This is a genomic window from Microbispora sp. H10830 (assembly GCF_014161375.1).
GTDB lineage: Bacteria > Actinomycetota > Actinomycetes > Streptosporangiales > Streptosporangiaceae > Microbispora > Microbispora catharanthi.
This window is the reverse complement of record NZ_JABBWX010000019.1, coordinates 1-17,817: the sequence shown is the minus strand read 5'-3', so window position 1 is coordinate 17,817 and position 17,817 is coordinate 1. Positions and strand designations below refer to the sequence as shown.

Genomic DNA, 17,817 nt, shown 5'->3' with positions numbered 1-17,817 from the left:
CGGCGGCGATCTCAGGCTAAAACCGGATCCGCCGCACTGCACGTCGGCTGCGGCCACGGGGTGACCCCGGATGATCCGGGGTCACCCGGCAGCCCGGATGTCGCAGGCCGTCGGCGGGTGCTCGTGCGCCGGTTGTCGATTGACTCATCCTTGTACGTCCGGTTAGCTCTGGTGGCAGTTCGCGACAGCGTACGGGCGGAGCCGCATGCGGGGTCGGCCGGGACGTGCGAGCGTCGACAGAACGCGCTCACCTGTCCGTTCCGGCGGCGGCCTCCGCCGTTCCGGCCGGTCGCGGACGGGGACTGCGACAGCCGGGGAGTGACGGATGACAGACGCTCGCATGCGTGCCCTCATGGATCGCCTCGGCGGCCTGGCGTACGGCGGGGATTACAACCCCGAGCAGTGGGATCCGGGCGTGTGGCGGGAGGACGTCCGGCTCATGCGCGAGGCGGGGGTGAACCTCGTGTCGCTCGGCGTCTTCGCGTGGGCCTCGCTCGAACCGGAGCCCGGCACGTACGAGTTCGGCTGGCTCGACGAGATCATGGACCTGCTCCACGAGAACGGCATCGCGGTCAACCTGGCCACCCCCACCGCCGCGCCGCCCGCCTGGCTGACCCACCGGCACCCCGAGGTCCTCCCGGTCATGGCCGACGGCGAGCGGTTCGGCTTCGGCAACCGCCTGCACTACGACCCCTCGTCCCCGATCTACCGCGAGCACGCGGCGAACATCACCAGGCGGCTCGCGGAGCGGTACTCCTTCCACCCCGCCCTGGCCATGTGGCACATCAGCAACGAATACGGCCCCACGGCCTACAACGAGGCCGCCTCGGCCGGCTTCCGCCGCTGGCTCACGCGCAGGTACGGCGACCTGGAGACCCTCAACGAGGCGTGGACCACCCGTTTCTGGGGGCAGGTCTACACCGACTGGGACCAGGTCGAGGTGCCGAGCGTCCCCCGCACCTGGATGAACCCCAGCCGCATCCTGGACTTCAAGCGCTTCACCTCGGACGCCCTGCTGGAGTGCTTCGTCGCCGAGCGCGACATCGTCCGCTCCTTCCGCGACGACATCCCGGTCGTCACCAACTTCATGCGCTTCTACCGCAACGCCGACTACTGGCGCTGGGCCCCGGAGGAGGACGCGGCGGCCCTGGACATCTACCCCGACCCCGCCGACCCGGACTCGCACGTGTCGTCGGCCTTCCAGTTCGACCTGTTCCGGTCGCTCAAGGGCGGGCGTCCGTGGCTGCTGATGGAGCAGGCCGCCAGCGCGGTCAGCCAGTGGAGGCTCAACGTGGTCAAGGAGCCCGGCCGGATGCGGCTCGGCTCGCTCCAGGCGGTCTCCCGCGGGGCCGACTCGGTGATGTTCTTCCAGTGGCGGGCCGGCCGGGGCGGGCACGAACGCTTCCACTCGGCGATGCTGCCGCACTCCGGTCCGCAGTCGCGCACCTTCCGCGAGGTCGCCGGGCTCGGCCGCGAGGTCGGGCTGCTGTCACCTGTGGCGGGAACGGCCACGCGGGCCGAGGTCGCCGTCCTGTTCGACTGGAACGGCTGGTGGGGACTGGAGGAGCTGTGGGGCCTGCCCCGCAACGACTTCAGCTACGTGGACACCGTCATGCGGCACTACCGGCCGCTGTGGGAGCACCACTACGCGGTCGACGTCGTGTCCACCAGGAGCGACCTGTCGCCGTACAAGGTGCTGGTCGTGCCCAACGCGTACCTCGTCGACGACGAGGGCGTCGCCGCCGTCACCGAGTTCGCCCGCGGTGGCGGAACCGTCGTCATGTCCTTCTTCTCGGGCGTCGTAGACCAGTGCAACCGCGTCCGCCCGGACGGCTACCCGGGCGCGTTCCGCCGCCTCATCGGCGCGAAGATCGACGAATACTGGCCGGCGCGTCCCGGCGAGCGGTTCACGGTCGAGTTCACCGACGGACGCACGGCGACGTCGGACTGGTGGCGCGAGGACATCCACCTCGAAACCGGAACGGCACTGGCGACCTACGCGGACGGGCTGCTCGCGGGACGCGCCGCGGTCGTCGCCAACGACTTCGGAGCCGGCCGGGTCGTCTACTTCGCCACCCTCCTGGAACAGGACGCCTTCGACCGGGTGCTGATCGGCGAGCTGAGAGCGGCGGGAGTGGAGAACCGCTTCGACGGCCTCCCCGCCCACCTGGAGTGCACGGTCCGCGAGGACGAGCGGCACGAATACCTCTTCCTCCTCAACCACGACGCCGAGACGCCCGTCGTCGTCCCGGTGGAGGGCGGGGGTACGGACCTCCTCACCGGCCTTCCGGCGTCAGGGGAGGTCACCGTGCCTCCCCTAGGAGCGGTGGTCGTCCGCCGGGCGCGGCAGGCGTGAGCGTGCCCGGCTTCCCGGCGGCGCGGTGCTCTCGCGGACCACGAGCTCGTTCGCGAGGTCGATCCGGCTCGTGGCCGGCTCCACGCCGCGGGCCAGGTCGAGCAGCATCTGGGTCGCGACCGTCGCCATGTCGCACAGCGGCTGGCCCACCGTGGTCAGGGCGGGCTCGACCCAGCCGGCGACGGGCACGTTGTCGTAACCGACCACCGACAGGTCCCCGGGGACGTCGAGGCCGAGCCGCCGGGCCGCGCGCAGGACGCCGAGCGCCTGCAGGTCCGACCCGGCGAAGATCGCGGTCGGCCGGTCCGAGCGTTGCAGCAGGTCCATGGCGTGTTTGTATCCGGCGTCGACGTAGAAGTTGCCGTACCTGACGAGGGCGGGGTCGACGGTGAGCCCCGCCTCGTCGTGGGCGACCCGGAAGCCCGCGACCCGTGCCCTGCTGCACATCACGTCCTTGGGGCCGGAGACGACCGCGATGCGGCGGTGGCCCAGCTCCAGGAGATGACGGGTGGCGAGCAGGCCGCCGTCCCAGTTGTTCGAGCCGACCACGGGCACGGACTCGGCGATCTCGCCGTCGGTGTCGACGACGACGAACGGGACCTGCGCCCGCCGCAGCTTCTGCTGCTGCGCCTGAGACGGGCTGGACATGACGAACAGCACGCCGAGGGGGCGATGGTCGAGCACACCGTCCAGCCACTCCTCCGGTGGCCGGTGCGCCCCTTTCAGCTGCGACAAGACGACCTCGATCCGCGCCGCGGCGGCGACGGCGTCGACCCCGCGGATGATCTCCATCGACCACATCGAGTTCAACTCGTGGAAGACGAGGTCGATCTGCCCCTTGAGCGTGCGCCGCTTCGAACGGCGGCGGTACTGGTGCCGCGCGAGGCCGGCCTCGACGCGTTCGCGCGTGTCGGGCGCGACGTCGGGGCGGCCGTTGAGGACCTTGGAGACCGTGGTCACCGAGACGCCGAGCTCTTCGGCGATGGACGCGATCGTGGTGGGGCGTGGATCGCGGGCGGGGGAGGGGCTGGTCATCTGTCCGCTCGTCGTTTCTCCGAAACTTTCGCGAAACTCTACCACCGGAAGGTCCTGAGATATACCGAGATCCAGGCTGGGTTGGGCTCGGCGGCGGGAGAGTCTCGGCGATTGACTACCCTCTTGACGCACCCAGGTCCGGGTCTTATATTTCCGCAATATTAATGAGGACTTTCGAAACTTTCGGTTCGCGCTGCCGTGCCGTTCCCCGGGGCGGGGTGCGCGAAGCCGCCCCTTTCGGCGGCCGCACGCGCCGCCGTGGATCCGCTCGGATGGCACCGGAGGCACGGGATGAGCACCACCAGGACGATCGACGCGTCGCCGGATACGGGGGATCCCCGGCGGGCGAGACCGGATCCCGCCCGTGCGAAGCGCCCGCCGCGCCGCACCTGGCGGCAGGCGCTGCGCCGTGACTGGCAGCTCTACTCGCTGGCGATCCTCCCGCTGCTGTTCTTCGTGATCTTCCGATATCTGCCGATGATCGGGAACGTCATCGCCTTCCGGAAGTTCCAGCCCGGCGGCAGCGTGCTCGGCGAGGAATGGGTCGGCCTGCGTTACGTGAAGATGTTCCTGAACGACCCGTCGTTCTGGCAGGTCTTCACCAACACCGTGGTCATCGGCGTGCTGACCCTGCTGTTCTGCTTCCCGACGCCGATCGTCCTCGCCCTGCTGATCAACGAGCTGCGCGGCCGGAGGATCAAGCGGTTCGTCCAGTCGGTGTCCTACCTGCCGCACTTCCTGTCGATGGTCGTCGTGGCCGGGCTGGTCATGGAGATGCTGTCGGTGGACGGGCCGGTCAACCAGCTCCTGCGCGCGGCCGGCAACGAGCCCGTCGCGTTCCTGCAAGAGGCGGGGTGGTTCCGGACGATCTACGTCTCCTCGGAGATGTGGCAGACGGTCGGCTGGGGGACGATCATCTACCTCGCCGCGCTCACCACCATCGACGAGCAGTTGTACGAGGCGGCCCGGATCGACGGCGCGAGCCGGTGGCGGCAGGTCTGGCACGTGACCCTCCCCGGCATCCGGCCGACCGCGGTCACCCTGCTTATCCTCAACATCGGCACCTTCATGGCCGTCGGCTTCGAGAAGATCCTGCTGCTCTACAACCCGCTGACGTATCCCACCGCCGACGTGATCTCCACGTACCTCTACCGGATGGGCATCGTCTCCAACAGCTTCAGCTACGCCGCGGCGATCGGCCTGTTCGAGGCCGTGATCGGGCTGGCCCTGGTCATGTCGGCGAACCTGATCTCCCGGCGCACGGTAGGGACGAGCCTGTGGTGACCGTCGACAGGACCCGGGGCTACCGGGTGTTCCGGGTCGTCAACGCGATCATTCTGACCGGCGTCGTGGTCGTGACCCTGTACCCCTTCGTCAACATCGTCGCCCGGTCGCTCAGCGACGAGTTCGCCATCCGCGCCGGCAAGGTCAACCTCGTCCCCGTCGGGTTCACCTTCCGTACGTACGAGTTCGTGGCCTCCGACCCGACGTTCTGGATCAACTACCGCAACACCCTGGTCTACACGGTCGTCGCCACGGCCATCGCGATGGTCATGACCACGTGCTACGCGTACGTCCTGTCGAAGAGGCACCTGAAGGGCCGCACGTTCCTTATCGGGATCGCGGTCTTCACGATGTTCTTCTCCGGCGGGCTCATCCCCAACTACATCCTCATCTCCAGCCTCGGGCTGAAGGACAGCATCTGGGCCATCGTGCTGCCGAACGCGGTCAGCGTCTTCAACCTCCTGGTGATGAAGGCGTTCTTCGAGGGCCTGCCGGTCGAGCTGGAGGAGGCCGCCGCGATCGACGGCATGAGCACCTACGGCATCCTGCTCCGGATCGTGCTGCCGCTGTCGAAGGCGGTCCTGGCGACGATCGTGCTGTTCTACGCCGTGTCGTTCTGGAACTCGTGGTTCGCGGCCTTCCTCTACATGAGCCAGAACGACCTGTTCCCCGTGACCGTCTACCTGCGCAACCTCATCGCCGGCGCCACCACGGGCACATCCGTCGGCGCCGACGCCACCGACATGACGGTGGCCACCAACATCAAGTCCGTGACGATGGTGCTCACGGTCATCCCGATCCTGGTGGTCTACCCCTTCGTCCAGCGGTACTTCGTCAAGGGCGTCATGCTCGGCGCGGTGAAGGGATAACACGCCGGACCTCTCATTCCGCATTCACTCAGCCCGTTTCCCCAAGGGAGAGGACCCCCCTTTCATGTATGAGATCAACCGGCGTCAGGCGATGGTCGCCGTGGGAGCCTTCCTCGCGCTCGCCGCCTGCAGCACTGACGGCACTGACGGCGATTCCGGGGCCAAGAAGAGCGGTGACGACTTCGCGGCGAACCGCGACGGCGCGATGGCCGACTACGCGGCCGGCAAGCCGTTCAAGGCCGCTGCCCCGCTTACGTTCAGCATCCTCTACAACAACCACCCGTTCTATCCGATCAAGAACGACTGGCTGTTCTGGTCGGAGCTGACGAAGCGGACCAACGTGACGCTGCAGCCGAACGTGGTGCCGCTGAGCGACTACGAGAACAAGCGCAGCCTGCTGATCGGCGCCGGCGACGCGCCGATGATCATCCCGAAGACCTACCCCGGCCAGGAGACCCCCTTCGTCGCCTCGGGCAGCGTCCTGCCGGTCAGCGACTACCTCGACCTGATGCCGAACTTCAAGGAGAAGATCGCCAAGTGGAACCTGCAGCCCGACCTTGACACGCTCCGGCAGGCCGACGGCCGCTTCTACCTGCTCCCCGGCCTCCACGAGGACTACTGGACGGACTACACGCTGATTGTGCGCAGCGACATCCTCGACAAGCTCGGGCTGGAGATCCCGCAGACCTGGGACGACGTGCACAACATGCTGAAGGCGATGAAGGAGGAGTATCCCGACTCCTATCCCTACTCGGACCGATGGGGCATCCCCACGCCGGGCGGCGCCATGCTGAACCAGGTCTTCGGCCTGGGCAGCGGAGCACGCGGCGGCTGGGGCTTCACCACCGGCATCACGTGGGATCCCACGGCGCAGAAGTTCGCCTACACCGGGGCGATGGAGCAGTACAAGCAGATGCTGCAGTTCCTCCACACGCTGGTGGAGGAGAAGCTGCTCGACCCGGAGAGCTTCACTCAGCAGGACGATCAGGCGATCCAGAAGCTGGCGTCCGGCAAGTCCTTCGTGATCAGTGGCAACGCCCAGACGCTCGTGAACGAGTATCGCCCGCCGCTGAAGAAGGCCAACCCGAAGGCGAAGCTCATCAAGATCCCGGTGCCCATCGGGCCGCAGGGGCCGGTCAAGGCCGACGCCAACGACAGCCGGTTGGAGAACGGCATCATGATCTCGAAGAAGGCCCGGGACAGCAAGAACTTCGTCGCGATGATGCAGTTCATCGACTGGCTCTGGTACTCCGACGAGGGCCAGGTGTTCGCCAAGTGGGGCGTCGAGGGGACCACCTACACCAAGGACGGCTCCGGCAAGTTCCAGCTCGCGAAGGACGTCGACTTCGTCGGCCTCAACCCCGGCGCGCCCAAGCACCTGCAGAAGGACTTCGGCTTCTCCAACGGCGTGTTCGCCTACGGCGGCAGCACCGAGCTGCTCCAGTCGACCTTCTCCGAGGAGGAGGTCGAATGGCAGAAGACGATGAACGCCAGGAAGGCGCTGCCGCCGAAGCCGCCGAGCCCGCTCAGCGACGAGGAGCGCGAGCAGGCCGCGCTGTGGCAGACCCCGCTGAAGGACCACGCCACCCAGAACACGCTCGAGTTCATCCTCGGCAAGCGGAGCTTCGACGAGTGGGACGCCTACGTCAAGGAGCTCGAGGCGAAGAACATGACGTCCTACGTCAACCTCGTCAACGGCGCGTACGAGCGCTACAAGAAGGAGCACGGCTGACCGGCCCGGGCCGGTCGTGCCTGTCCCATGGCCGGCACGCACTGCCCGGAACGGCGAGCGAAGGACGATGATGCCCCACCCTGTCCCCGACATGCCGGACGAGACCCCGAGCCGGCTGACGGACGCCTGGCGATTCTGCGTCGGCACCGGCCGCTTCGACCTGGCCCTGCGCCGGGACTACCAGGAGTCGCTGGCGCTGGTCCAGCGGGAGATCGGCTTCCGGCACATCCGGGGGCACGGGCTGCTGAGCGACGGGGTGGGCGTCCACCGGCCGTACGAGCACCGGGGGATCCGGCACGTGCGGCACGTGTTCACCTACGTGGACCAGGTGATCGACGCCTACCTCGACCTCGGGATCGCGCCGTTCCTGGAGCTGGGCTTCATGCCCTCCGGGCTCGCGTCCGGCGACCAGACCGTCTTCTGGTGGAAGGGCAACGTCACCCCGCCCCGGTCGTGGCAGGAGTGGGCCGCGCTGGTGCGGGCCACCGTGACGCACCTGGTCGACCGGTACGGGCTCGACCGGGTGCGCACCTGGCCGATCGAGGTGTGGAACGAGCCCAACCTCAAGGACTTCTGGCTCGACGCGGACCAGGACGCCTACCACCGCCTGTACGAGGTGACCGCGAACACCGTCAAGGACGTGGACGCCTCGCTCCAGGTGGGCGGGCCGGCCATCTCTCCCGGGTCCGACGAGTGGCTGGTGCGCTTCGCCGACTTCGTCGCCGAACGGTCCCTGCCGATCGACTTCGTCAGCCGGCACGCCTACACGTCCGGCCCGGCCCAGCACGTGCCGTTCGGCGTGCACCAGACGCTGGCCCCGCCGTCGCGGCTGCTGGAGCAGTTCGCCACGCCCCGGCGGCAGCTCCGGGGTGGTCCGCTGGCGGATCTGCCCGTGCACATCACCGAGTTCAACTCCTCCTACCGGCCGGACAACCCGATCCACGACACGGCCTTCCACTCCGCCTACCTCGCGCCGGTGCTCGCCGCCGGGGGAGACCTGGCCGACTCCTTCTCCTACTGGACCTTCAGCGACGCGTTCGAGGAGGCAGGGGTGCCGGCCTCGCTGTTCCACGGCGGCTTCGGCCTGCTGACCCACCGTCAGATCAAGAAGCCGGCCTATCACCTGTACGCCTTCATGGCCCGTATGGGCGAGGAGATCCTGGCACGCGGACAGGACCACCTGGTCACCCGGGACGACGCCGGCCGGGTCACCGCGCTGGCCTGGGCGCCGGTGGACGTCACCGGCGGCCCGCCGGTCGACGGGCACACCGTGCGGCTGTCGATCCCGGTCGGCTCCCCGTCCGGCCGGGCCTTCCTGCTGCGCTCGTCGGTGAGCGAGGAGAAGGGCAACGCCTGGAGGGCGTGGTGCGAGATGGGCCGCCCCGCCTCGCCCCGGTCCCGGCAGCTCGACGCGCTGCGGGAGGCGGCGGAGCCGGTCCGCGGCCATCGCAGCCTGCCGATCGAGGACGGAAGGGTCGCCCTGGACATCACCCTCGACCGCCACGAGGTCACCCTGCTGGAGATCACGCCCGTGGTCGACGAGACTCCGCCCTGGGGGGACAGGTGGGACGACCGTCGCCTGCTCGGCCTGGATGAGGAGGCTGCGTCATGACCGAGACGACGATCCGGCGGTTCGGCCAGGGACCGCTCTCGCGCGCCTCCGCGCTGGTCTACACCCTGCTCGTGGTAGAGCTCCTGGTCCTGGTCACCGCCGTGCCCGGCCTGATCGGGCTCGTCCTGCTCGACCGCGACGCGGCCAACGTCCCGCTGGCGGCGGCCTGCGCGCTCCCGGCCGGCCCGGCGCTGTCGGCCGCGCTGTACGCGGTGCACCACCGCCGGCTCGACCTGACGGATCTCCACCCGGCGACGGCGTTCTGGCGCGGCTACCGGATGAACGTCCGCGGGGTCGTGAAGCTCTGGATCCCGTTGCTGGCGTGGCTGACCGTCCTCGGATCGACGCTCGCGAACTTCGGCGCCGCGGGCGTCCCGGGGTGGTGGGCGATCCTGCTGGTCCTCATCGCGCTGGCGGCGGCCCTCTGGGGCGCGAACGCCCTCGTGATCACATCGCTGTTCGCGTTCCGGGCGAGGGACGTCGCCCGCCTGGCCGCGTACTTCCTCTTCTCCTCGCCCAGGGTCGCGCTGGCCAACGCGTGCCTGCTCGTCGTCGCGGCGGGTGTCACGCTGGTCGCCTCCGAGGCCGCGCTGACGCTGCTGGCCTCGGTGTTCGCGGCGGCGCTGCTGCTGAACAGCCGGCCGCTGATCGCCGGGGTCACGGAGAAGTTCACCGTGCAGGGCGATTCCCCGGAGGGGCCTCGTGACGACTCCTGATCCTGTCCATCCGGCGTGGCTGCCGCCGGAGGCGTTCCGTGCGATCGGCTCGCGCCGCACACTCGTGCTCGGTGACGGGCTCCTCGCCGGGACCGTCCACGACGAGGTGGCGGACGCCTGTGCCCGGTATGGCGGACGCGTGCGTCGCGGCGCCGAGGACGGGCCGTACGACCTCGTGCTCGCGCTCACCACGGAACCGCTGCCGGGCGTCGCGGGCGAGGTCCGCCCCGACTCCGCGATCGGCGCCGAGGGATACCTGCTCGCGCGGCGCGACGGCGTGACGGTCGTGCTCGCCGACGATCCCGCCGGGTTGCTCTACGGCCTGTTCCACGTCGTGCGGCTGGGTGAGCGGGCGTTCGCCGGAGAGCTTCGGGCCGGGCGTCATCGGCCCGCGATGCGGCGGCGCATGCTCGACCACTGGGACAACGTCGACGTCCATCCGGTGATGGGCCAGGTCGAACGCGGTTACGCGGGCGGGTCGATCTTCTGGCGCGACGGCGCGCCGCGCGGCGACCTGGCCCGCGTGCGGGCCTACGGGCGGCTGCTGGCCGCGTGCGGTGTGAACGCGATCTCCGTGAACAACGTGAACGTGCGCGCCACAGAGGCCCGCCTGCTGACGGACCGGCTCGGCGACGTCGCCGCGCTCGCGGACGTGCTGCGGCCGTACGGGATCAGGGTCCACCTGTCGGTGAGTTTCGCCTCGCCCGTCGTCCTCGGGGGGCTGCCGACCGCCGACCCGCTGGACGAGGGCGTGCGGAAGTGGTGGGCGGGCGTCACCGAGCGGGTGTACGACACGATCCCCGATTTCGGCGGCTATGTCGTGAAGGCCGACTCCGAGGGGGAGCCCGGCCCGTTCGCGTACGGGCGCGACCACGCCGACGGCGCGAACCTGCTGGCCGAGGCGCTGGAGCCGTTCGGCGGGGTCGTCCACTGGCGCGCCTTCGTCTACAACCACCGGCAGGACTGGCGCGACCGGTCCACCGACCGGGCCCGCGCCGCGTACGACCACTTCGCCCCGCTCGACGGGCGGTTCCGCGACAACGTGATCCTGCAGGTGAAACACGGCCCGGTGGACTTCCAGGTGCGCGAGCCGGTGTCGCCGGTGATCGCGGCCATGCCCGCCACCCGCCTGGCCGTGGAACTGCAGGTGACGCAGGAGTACACCGGCCAGCAGCGGCACGTCTGCTACCTCCCCCCGATGTGGCGCGAGGTGCTCGGCTTCCGCCCCTGGGGACCGGACGGAACCGCCGTGGCCGACATCGCCGGGGGAGCCTCGGGTGACGGCGGCGGGCTCGTCGCGGTCTCCAACGTGGGCGACGACCCCTACTGGACCGGCCACCCGCTCGCCCAGGCCAACCTGTACGCCTTCGGCAGGCTCGCCTGGGCGCCGTGGACGGACCCGGCGGCGATCCTCGACGAGTGGATCGACCTCACCTTCACACCGACGGCGACGGGGGACACCGAGCGGTTGCGGCACACCCTCCATGCGATCATGGACGGCTCCTGGCGCACCTACGAGCGGTACACCGCGCCGCTGGGCGTCGGCTTCATGGTCCGTCCCGGCCACCACTACGGGCCCGACGTGGACGGATACGAGTACACGCCGTGGGGCACCTACCACTTCGCCGACCGGGACGGCGTCGGCGTGGACCGCACCCGCGCCACCGGGACGGGCTTCACCGGCCAGTATCCGCCGCCGTGGTCGGAGGTGTACGAGTCGCTCGACCGATGCCCCGACGAACTGCTGCTGTTCTTCCACCACGTCCCGTACGGGCACGTGCTGCACAGCGGGGCGACCGTCGTCCAGCACATCTATGACACCCATTTCGCGGGAGTCGAGGAGGCGATCGAGGCCAGACGGCGCTGGGAGGAGGCCGCCGCACTGTTCGACCCGTCCCTGCACGCCCGGGTCAAGGAGCTCCTCGACGAGCAGGTCCGCTGCGCGGAGGAGTGGCGCGACCAGATCAACGCCTACTTCTTCCGCAAGTCGGGCGTGCCCGACGTCCGCGGCCGGCGCATCCCATGACGGCGCCGGAACGCCACGGCGTGCAGGAAGAGGACGGGCACTGGGTCGCCACCTGGACGGCGATGCCGCAGTTGACGGAGCCGGACAACATGCCGCCCGCACCGTTCACCCGGGATGACCTCGTTCTCGCCGACGCCACGCTGCGGCAGACGGTCCGGGTCTCGGTGGGCGGGCGGCAGCTGCGGGTGAGGGTGTCGAACGCCTTCGGCGGCGCGGCGCTGCCCATCACGAAGGCGACCGTGGCGCTGCCGGCCGGGGGGCGGGCGGGAGTGAGCGCGGTCCAGCCGGGGACGGTGCGGCCGGTGACCTTCCACGGCCGCCCGTCGATGACGATCCCCGCCGGGGCGCAGGCGGTCTCCGACCCGCTGGACGTCGAGCCGGTGCCCGGGTCGAACCTGACGGTGACCGTCTATCTGGCCGACGGGCAGCGCTCGGCGAGCATCACCTCGCATCCGGGCTCGCGGACCACCTCCTACCTGCTGCCCGGCGACCACGCCGACGCCGAGGACCTGCCCGGCGCGACCGCGGTCGACCACTGGTACCTCCTCAGCGGAGTGGAGGTGTGGGCCGATCCTTCGGTCGCCGCGGTGACGGTGGTGGGCGACTCGCTGTCCGACGGCCGGGGCTCGACCACCAACGGCAACGACCGCTGGCCCGACCGGTTGCTCGACCGCCTGCGGTCCCGGCACGGGATGGACGGCGTGGCGGTGGTCAACCAGGCGGCCGGCGGCAACCGGGTGCTCAATGACGGCCTGGGCCCCAACGTACTGGCCCGGCTGGACCGCGACGTGCTCGCCCACAGCGGCGTGGCGTGGCTGGTCCTGTTCGAGGGGGTCAACGACATCGGCACCGCCGAGGCGACCCCGGCCGCGCAGAAGCAGGTGACCGACGACCTGATCTTCGCCTACGACCAGATCATCACGCGGGCGCACGCGCGGGGCATCCGTGTCTACGGGGCGACGCTGACGCCGTTCGGCGGCAACGCCTCCTACGACGACGCGCAGGGCTACCGGGAGGCGGCCCGGCAGGCGGTCAACCAGTGGATCCGCGCCGGCCGCCGGTTCGACGCCGTGATCGACTTCGACGGCGCCGCCCGCGACCCGGCCGATCCCCGCCGGCTGCTCGCCGCGTACGACGTGGGCGACCACCTGCACCTGAACCCGGCGGGGTACCAGGCCCTCGCCGACGCCGTACCCGCACACCTGTTCCGGCGGGAGCCGCTGCCCCCGGGCTTCCGATTCGCCTGACGCGCCGGCGGCTAGAGTGGCGTCCGGCTGCGGTTCCCCGAGCACCGATGTCACCGAGCACCGATGTCACCGAGCACCGATGTCACCGAGCACCGATGGATGAACGAGCGCGATGAGAATCGTCGAGGACGACCTGTCCGGCCCGCAGATCGCCGAGTTCCTGCGGGAACACGTGCGGGAGATGCGGTCCATCACTCCGCTGGAGAGCAAGCACGCCCTCGACCTCGACGGCCTGCGCACGCCCGAGGTCACGTTCTGGTCGGTGATGGACGGCGACATCATCGTGGGCTGCGGCGCGCTCAAGAGGCTCGACCCGGCGCACGCCGAGCTGAAGTCGATGCGCACCGCTGTGGCGCGCAAGCGCAGCGGGATCGCGTCCCTGCTGCTGGGGCACATCATCGCCGAGGCCGGGCGGATGGGCTTCACCCGGCTGAGCCTGGAGACCGGCTCAGCCGACTTCTTCCTGCCCGCCAGAAGGCTGTACGAGAAGTTCGGGTTCGGCTACTGCGAACCCTTCGCCGACTACCGGCCCGATCCGCACAGCGTGTTCATGACCAGGCTGCTCTGACGACTTCGTCAGTACGCGTCCGGGCGTAGGGCCCGGGCGCACACGGTGAGTCCGTCTCTGAGGGTCTCCCGCGTCGTGTCGTCGACCTTCGCGAGCATGATCGTTTCGATGTCGTCGAGCGAGCTGTCGCATCGCCGAAGCACGGTCACCCCCTCGGGAGTGAGGCGGGCGCACAGTGTGCGGCCGCCGTCCGGGTGGGGGTCGCGGCGGATCAGGCCGCGCCGTTCCAGGTCGCGGATGACGAGGTTCATCGCCTGCGGCGTGACGAAGGCGATGCGGGCCAGCTCCGCCGACGACACCCCGTCGCGCGTGCGCAGTTCGCTGAGCGCCATGTACTCGGTCGTGGTGACGCCGTGCCGGGCGAGCGTGTCGTCCAGGCGGGCGCGGATGCGGCGCTCCAGGCGGAACACCAGGTAGCTCAGGCGTGCCGCGGGCGCGGCCGGCTGGGCGGCGGGACGGGGGCGGTGGGCGGTCACCGGACGACGATACCGCGCGATCTTCAAGATGTAAGTTTCGCGGCTTGCTATCAAGTCACTTGATAGCAAGTACCTTGATATGCAGCGATAACTCCTATTTGATCGCCGGAGCCCTCGCGGCCGTGACTTGACCGCAGGCCGATGCCGCTTCTATACCGGCTGACGTCACGACTTCCGAGCGGACGGCGATTCCGGAACGTGCGCGGAAAGGCGCACGGAAAAGAGGGAACCGCCGCTGATCGAAAAAGGAGGAGCGGATGAAGCGATTACTCGCGGCGCTCGCCGGTGCCGTCGCCGCGGTGCTGTGCGCCGCCGCGGCCCTGGCGTCGGTGCTGGTGTCCGCGCACCCCGCCGCCGCGGCCACGCTGACCGAGGTGACCAACTTCGGCGCCAACCCCGGCAATCTGCGCATGTACGTGTACGTCCCGAACAACGCCCAGCAGAACCCGGCGATCGTGCTGGCCATGCACACGTGCGGCGGCACGGGGCCGGGCTTCTACTCGTCCACCGAGTTCGCGTCGCTGGCCGACCGGTACGGCTTCATCGTGATCTACCCGTCGGCCTCGAAGAAGATGAACTGCTTCGACAACTGGTCCGACGCGTCCAAGGTGCGCGGCGGCCAGACCGACCCGGTGTCGCTCATGTCGATGGTGACCTACGTCGAGCAGCAGTACCACGGCGACCCGAACCGGGTGTTCGCGACCGGCGCCTCCTCGGGCGGCATGATGACCAACGCCATGCTCGCCCTGTATCCCGAGGTGTTCAAGGCGGGCGCGGCGTTCATGGGCGTGCCGTTCACGTGCTTCCCCAACGAGGCGGCCTACAGCCCGGGCGGCAACTCCTCCCCGTGCGTCGGCAAGACCGCGCAGCAGTGGGGCGACGCGGTGCGCAACGCCAACCCGAACTACCGGGGGCCCTGGCCGCGGATGCAGCTGTGGCACGGCACCGCCGACACGGTGGTCAACTACGCCGAGCTGGAGGAGGAGATCAAGCAGTGGACGAACGTGCACGGCCTGAGCCAGACACCCACCAGCACCGACACCCCGCAGTCCGGCTGGAGCCGCCGCCGCTACGCCGACTCCACGGGGGCGGTGAAGGTCGAGGCGTACAGCATCCAGGGCGCGGGCCACAGCCTCCCGATGAGCGGCATGGCCGCCGTCGCCATCCAGTTCTTCGGCCTCACCGGTAGCGGCCCGAGCCCGAGCCCGAGTCCGAGCCCGAGTCCGAGCGCCACCGTCAGCCCGTCGGTCAGCCCGTCCGCCAGTCCGTCCGCGAGCCCGTCGCCGTCCGCGAGCCCGTCGAACCCGCAGCCCGGCGGGTGCAGGGTCACCTACACCCCGAACACCTGGAACAACGGGTTCACGGCGGACGTCACGATCACGAACACCGGCAGCGCTCCCGTCAACGGCTGGACCGTCACCTGGACCTGGCCGGGCAACCAGCAGGTCACCAACGCCTGGAACGCCACTGTGACCCAGTCCGGTGCCCAGGCCACCGCCCGCAACGTCTCCTACAACCCCGCCATCCCCGCCGGAGGCAGCACGAGCTTCGGCTTCCAGGGCGTCTACAGCGGCACCAACACCGCTCCGACCGGCTTCGCCCTCAACGGCGCGGCCTGCACCATCGCCTGACACCGGCCTCGGCCGCACCCGGCCGCGCCGCGACAACCATCAGGGGGCGGCGCGGCCGGGCGTCAGACGGCCAGCGTGTCCAGGACGGTGGCGGCCAGCTCGGCGGCGGGCGGTTCGTACCGCTGGGCGAGCGTCTGGAAGGTCTGCTCGGCCTGGATCGCCGGCCAGTCCCGGGGCAGGTGCTCGGCGGGCAGGTGCGGATCCTGGCGGACGAGCTGCAGCCAGTCGGTGTGCAGCAGCAGCTGCCGCGCGAGGTCGTCGGGCGCGCCGGGGAACGGCCGGGGGACGTCCCACTGGGCGAGGAACGCCCGATAGCGCGCGGCGATCTGCTCGATGTCGAACGCCTTCCCGACGAGGTCGGCCGCCTCGGTCGGCGTGAACGCCCTGGCGGTCAGCACGGTCACGTGGTCGCCCAGATCGAGAGAGGCGAGGACGTCGGTGACGTCCTGGACGCCCGGCGCGATCCACAGCCCGCTCTGCAGCAGGCCGAAGCCGTTCCAGATGAGCCGTGACCGGAGGTCGTGCCGGGTGCTGCGGCGGCTGTCCGGGATGGAGAAGCCGACGAGCGTCCAGGTGCCGTCCCAGTCGCGGTTCACCGCGCCGGTCTCCCACACCCGTTTGCGCCCGTCCTCCAAGACCTCCACGGCATGCGGGGTAAGCCCGAAATACACCTTCCGGCCCTGCCGATGCCGTGCCAGCAGGTTCCGCTTCACCATTCGCGCGAGCGTCGACCGTACGGCCTCCTCGGAGACGCCGAGGCGGGCGAAGACGTCGATGACGCTTCCGGAGTAGACGGCGATGTCGCGATGCAGCACGTAGATGCCGAGGAAGCTGAACATCAGGGACTGCGGGCGCAGGGATGGCGCCGTCTGGTCGTCTTCGCCGCCGAGGATCACAACAGAAGGGTAGACGGTCCCGGACGTCATGCAAATCTTTGACGGCCGTCAGATAGCTGCCATACATTCGACGATATCGGGCTGCCGAGCGAAGGGCGACACTATGGATCTTTCCGGCAAGGTGGCCGTTGTCACCGGCGCGGGCCGCGGCCTCGGCCGCGCGTACGCCGAGGCGCTGGCGGCGGCAGGGGCGGCGGTCGTCGTGAACGACGTGGACGGCGACGCGGCCACGGGGGTCGCCGGCGGGATCACCGCGAAGGGGGGCAGGGCCGCGGCCGTCGTGGCCCCGGTCGGATCCGCCGAGGTGGCCGACCGGCTGGTGGCCACCGCGGTCAAGGAGTTCGGCCGGCTGGATGTGATGGTCACGAACGCGGGCATCCTGCGCGACCGGGTGCTGTGGAAGATGTCGGACGACGACTTCGACGCGGTGATCGATGTGCACCTGCGCGGCACGTTCACCTGCGCCCGGGCGGCGGCGGTGCGGATGCGTGAGCAGGGGAGCGGAGGCCGGCTGATCCTTGTCTCCTCACCCGCGGGCCAGCGCGGGAACTTCGGCCAGACGAACTACGCCGCCGCCAAGGCGGGCGTGGTCGCCATGGCCAGGACCTGGGCGATGGAGCTGGCCAGGGCGAACATCACGGTGAACGCGATCGTCCCGGTGGCGGCCACGGAGATGACCAAGACGATCCCCGCCTTCGCCCCGGTCATCGAGGAGGCGGAGCGGACCGGAAAGCCGTTCCCGCGGTGGCTGCGCAGGGACGAGGGGATGGGCACCGTCGAGGACGTGGCGGGGCTCGTCGTCTTCCTCGCCTCGGACGCCTCCGCCGGGGTGACGGGCCAGGCCGTCGGCATCGGGGGAGACCGGCTCGCGGTGTGGTCGCACCCGGCGGAGAAGGCCGTGGCGTACGCCGACGGCGGCTGGACGGCCGACGCCATCGCGGCCTCCTGGCCTACGGGCCTCGGCGCCGCCCTCGAGACGTACGGCATCCCCGCACCCGCGAATACGGAGACCCGGTGAACATCGAGGACCTGGTCGCGATCGACGTGCACACGCACGCCGAGGTCTCCGCCGGCGGGCACGCCTCGCTGAGCGCCGAGCTGTTCGGCGCCTCGGAGAAGTACTTCAAGGAGCACCCGAGGCCGACCATCCCCGAGATCGCCGCGTACTACCGCGAGCGGAGGATGGCCGCGGTGGTGTTCACCGTGGACGCCGAGCATGCCACCGGGCACCCGCGCATCTCCAACGAGGAGGTGGCGGAGAGCTGCGCGGAGCACCCGGACGTGCTGATTCCGTTCGCCAGTGTCGATCCCTGGAAGGGCCGGGCGGGGGTGCGCGAGGCGCGGCGGCTGGTGCAGGAGTACGGGGTGC

15 protein-coding genes are annotated in these 17,817 nt (G+C 70.0%); 12 read left to right on the top strand and 3 right to left on the bottom strand.

Annotation, left to right across the window (positions count from 1 at the left end; translation table 11 throughout):
* The first annotated feature begins 325 nt into the window (after positions 1-325).
* Positions 326-2,356 carry a beta-galactosidase gene (locus tag HHX35_RS35590; protein WP_182903021.1) on the top strand — a complete coding sequence of 677 codons (2,031 nt, stop codon included), beginning with the start codon at positions 326-328 and terminating at the stop codon, positions 2,354-2,356.
* Here HHX35_RS35590 and HHX35_RS35585 read toward each other — a convergent pair.
* A complete protein-coding gene (locus tag HHX35_RS35585) occupies positions 2,318-3,391 on the bottom strand; it encodes a LacI family DNA-binding transcriptional regulator (RefSeq protein ID WP_182903020.1) in 1,074 nt (357 codons plus the stop codon). The genes HHX35_RS35590 and HHX35_RS35585 overlap by 39 nt on opposite strands.
* Positions 3,392-3,682: 291 nt before the next feature.
* Between HHX35_RS35585 and HHX35_RS35580 the strand changes: the two genes are divergently transcribed.
* The 8 genes from HHX35_RS35580 to HHX35_RS35545 all read left to right on the top strand — a co-directional run bounded on the left by HHX35_RS35580 (position 3,683) and on the right by HHX35_RS35545 (position 13,445).
* Complete coding sequence (locus HHX35_RS35580) at positions 3,683-4,675, top strand: sugar ABC transporter permease (RefSeq protein WP_139580826.1); 993 nt, start codon at positions 3,683-3,685, stop codon at positions 4,673-4,675.
* Complete coding sequence (locus HHX35_RS35575; RefSeq protein ID WP_310739526.1) at positions 4,672-5,544, top strand: carbohydrate ABC transporter permease; 873 nt, start codon at positions 4,672-4,674, stop codon at positions 5,542-5,544. Before HHX35_RS35580 ends, HHX35_RS35575 begins: the two co-directional genes overlap by 4 nt.
* Before the next feature lie 64 nt (positions 5,545-5,608).
* Positions 5,609-7,276 (top strand): extracellular solute-binding protein, encoded by a 1,668-nt coding sequence (locus tag HHX35_RS35570; protein WP_182903018.1) that lies wholly within the window; start codon positions 5,609-5,611, stop codon positions 7,274-7,276.
* Between the two features lie 91 nt (positions 7,277-7,367).
* A complete protein-coding gene (locus HHX35_RS35565) occupies positions 7,368-8,888 on the top strand; it encodes a GH39 family glycosyl hydrolase (protein WP_220506265.1) in 1,521 nt (506 codons plus the stop codon).
* Entirely contained in the window at positions 8,885-9,604 is a 720-nt protein-coding gene (locus tag HHX35_RS35560; protein ID WP_182903017.1) for a hypothetical protein, read from the top strand. The genes HHX35_RS35565 and HHX35_RS35560 overlap by 4 nt, the downstream gene beginning before the upstream one ends.
* Positions 9,591-11,630 carry an alpha-glucuronidase gene (locus HHX35_RS35555; protein WP_310739524.1) on the top strand — a complete coding sequence of 680 codons (2,040 nt, stop codon included), beginning with the start codon at positions 9,591-9,593 and terminating at the stop codon, positions 11,628-11,630. Before HHX35_RS35560 ends, HHX35_RS35555 begins: the two co-directional genes overlap by 14 nt.
* Entirely contained in the window at positions 11,627-12,877 is a 1,251-nt protein-coding gene (locus tag HHX35_RS35550) for an SGNH/GDSL hydrolase family protein (RefSeq protein ID WP_182903016.1), read from the top strand. Before HHX35_RS35555 ends, HHX35_RS35550 begins: the two co-directional genes overlap by 4 nt.
* A 112-nt stretch (positions 12,878-12,989) precedes the next feature.
* Positions 12,990-13,445, top strand: a complete 456-nt coding sequence (locus HHX35_RS35545) for a GNAT family N-acetyltransferase (protein WP_182903015.1) — start codon at positions 12,990-12,992, stop codon at positions 13,443-13,445.
* 8 nt (positions 13,446-13,453) lie between these two features.
* Here HHX35_RS35545 and HHX35_RS35540 read toward each other — a convergent pair whose 3' ends face one another.
* Positions 13,454-13,921: a MarR family transcriptional regulator gene (locus HHX35_RS35540; protein WP_310739523.1), complete on the bottom strand. Its 468-nt coding sequence runs from the start codon at positions 13,919-13,921 to the stop codon at positions 13,454-13,456.
* Positions 13,922-14,178: 257 nt separating this feature from the next.
* Here HHX35_RS35540 and HHX35_RS35535 point away from each other — a divergent pair, with 257 nt between their 5' ends.
* Complete coding sequence (locus HHX35_RS35535) at positions 14,179-15,552, top strand: PHB depolymerase family esterase (protein WP_182903014.1); 1,374 nt, start codon at positions 14,179-14,181, stop codon at positions 15,550-15,552.
* Between the two features lie 62 nt (positions 15,553-15,614).
* Here HHX35_RS35535 and HHX35_RS35530 read toward each other — a convergent pair whose 3' ends face one another.
* Positions 15,615-16,478, bottom strand: a complete 864-nt coding sequence (locus tag HHX35_RS35530) for a PaaX family transcriptional regulator C-terminal domain-containing protein (protein ID WP_205826452.1) — start codon at positions 16,476-16,478, stop codon at positions 15,615-15,617.
* Positions 16,479-16,551: 73 nt separating this feature from the next.
* Here HHX35_RS35530 and HHX35_RS35525 point away from each other — a divergent pair, with 73 nt between their 5' ends.
* Positions 16,552-17,466, top strand: coding sequence for an SDR family NAD(P)-dependent oxidoreductase (locus HHX35_RS35525; protein WP_182903013.1), 915 nt, complete (start codon positions 16,552-16,554; stop codon positions 17,464-17,466).
* Positions 17,463-17,817, top strand: a 355-nt coding sequence (locus HHX35_RS35520) for an amidohydrolase family protein (RefSeq protein ID WP_396781466.1), incomplete at its 3' end; no start/stop codon positions are given. The genes HHX35_RS35525 and HHX35_RS35520, both read left to right, overlap by 4 nt.

Coding starts and splice junctions, on each gene's coding strand:
- HHX35_RS35590 (WP_182903021.1), top strand. CDS start 326: ATGACAGACGCTCGCATGCGTGCCCTCATGGATCGCCTCGGCGGCCTG.
- HHX35_RS35585 (WP_182903020.1), bottom strand. CDS start 3,391: ATGACCAGCCCCTCCCCCGCCCGCGATCCACGCCCCACCACGATCGCG.
- HHX35_RS35580 (WP_139580826.1), top strand. CDS start 3,683: ATGAGCACCACCAGGACGATCGACGCGTCGCCGGATACGGGGGATCCC.
- HHX35_RS35570 (WP_182903018.1), top strand. CDS start 5,609: ATGTATGAGATCAACCGGCGTCAGGCGATGGTCGCCGTGGGAGCCTTC.
- HHX35_RS35565 (WP_220506265.1), top strand. CDS start 7,368: ATGCCGGACGAGACCCCGAGCCGGCTGACGGACGCCTGGCGATTCTGC.
- HHX35_RS35560 (WP_182903017.1), top strand. CDS start 8,885: ATGACCGAGACGACGATCCGGCGGTTCGGCCAGGGACCGCTCTCGCGC.
- HHX35_RS35550 (WP_182903016.1), top strand. CDS start 11,627: ATGACGGCGCCGGAACGCCACGGCGTGCAGGAAGAGGACGGGCACTGG.
- HHX35_RS35545 (WP_182903015.1), top strand. CDS start 12,990: ATGAGAATCGTCGAGGACGACCTGTCCGGCCCGCAGATCGCCGAGTTC.
- HHX35_RS35535 (WP_182903014.1), top strand. CDS start 14,179: ATGAAGCGATTACTCGCGGCGCTCGCCGGTGCCGTCGCCGCGGTGCTG.
- HHX35_RS35530 (WP_205826452.1), bottom strand. CDS start 16,478: ATGACGTCCGGGACCGTCTACCCTTCTGTTGTGATCCTCGGCGGCGAA.
- HHX35_RS35525 (WP_182903013.1), top strand. CDS start 16,552: ATGGATCTTTCCGGCAAGGTGGCCGTTGTCACCGGCGCGGGCCGCGGC.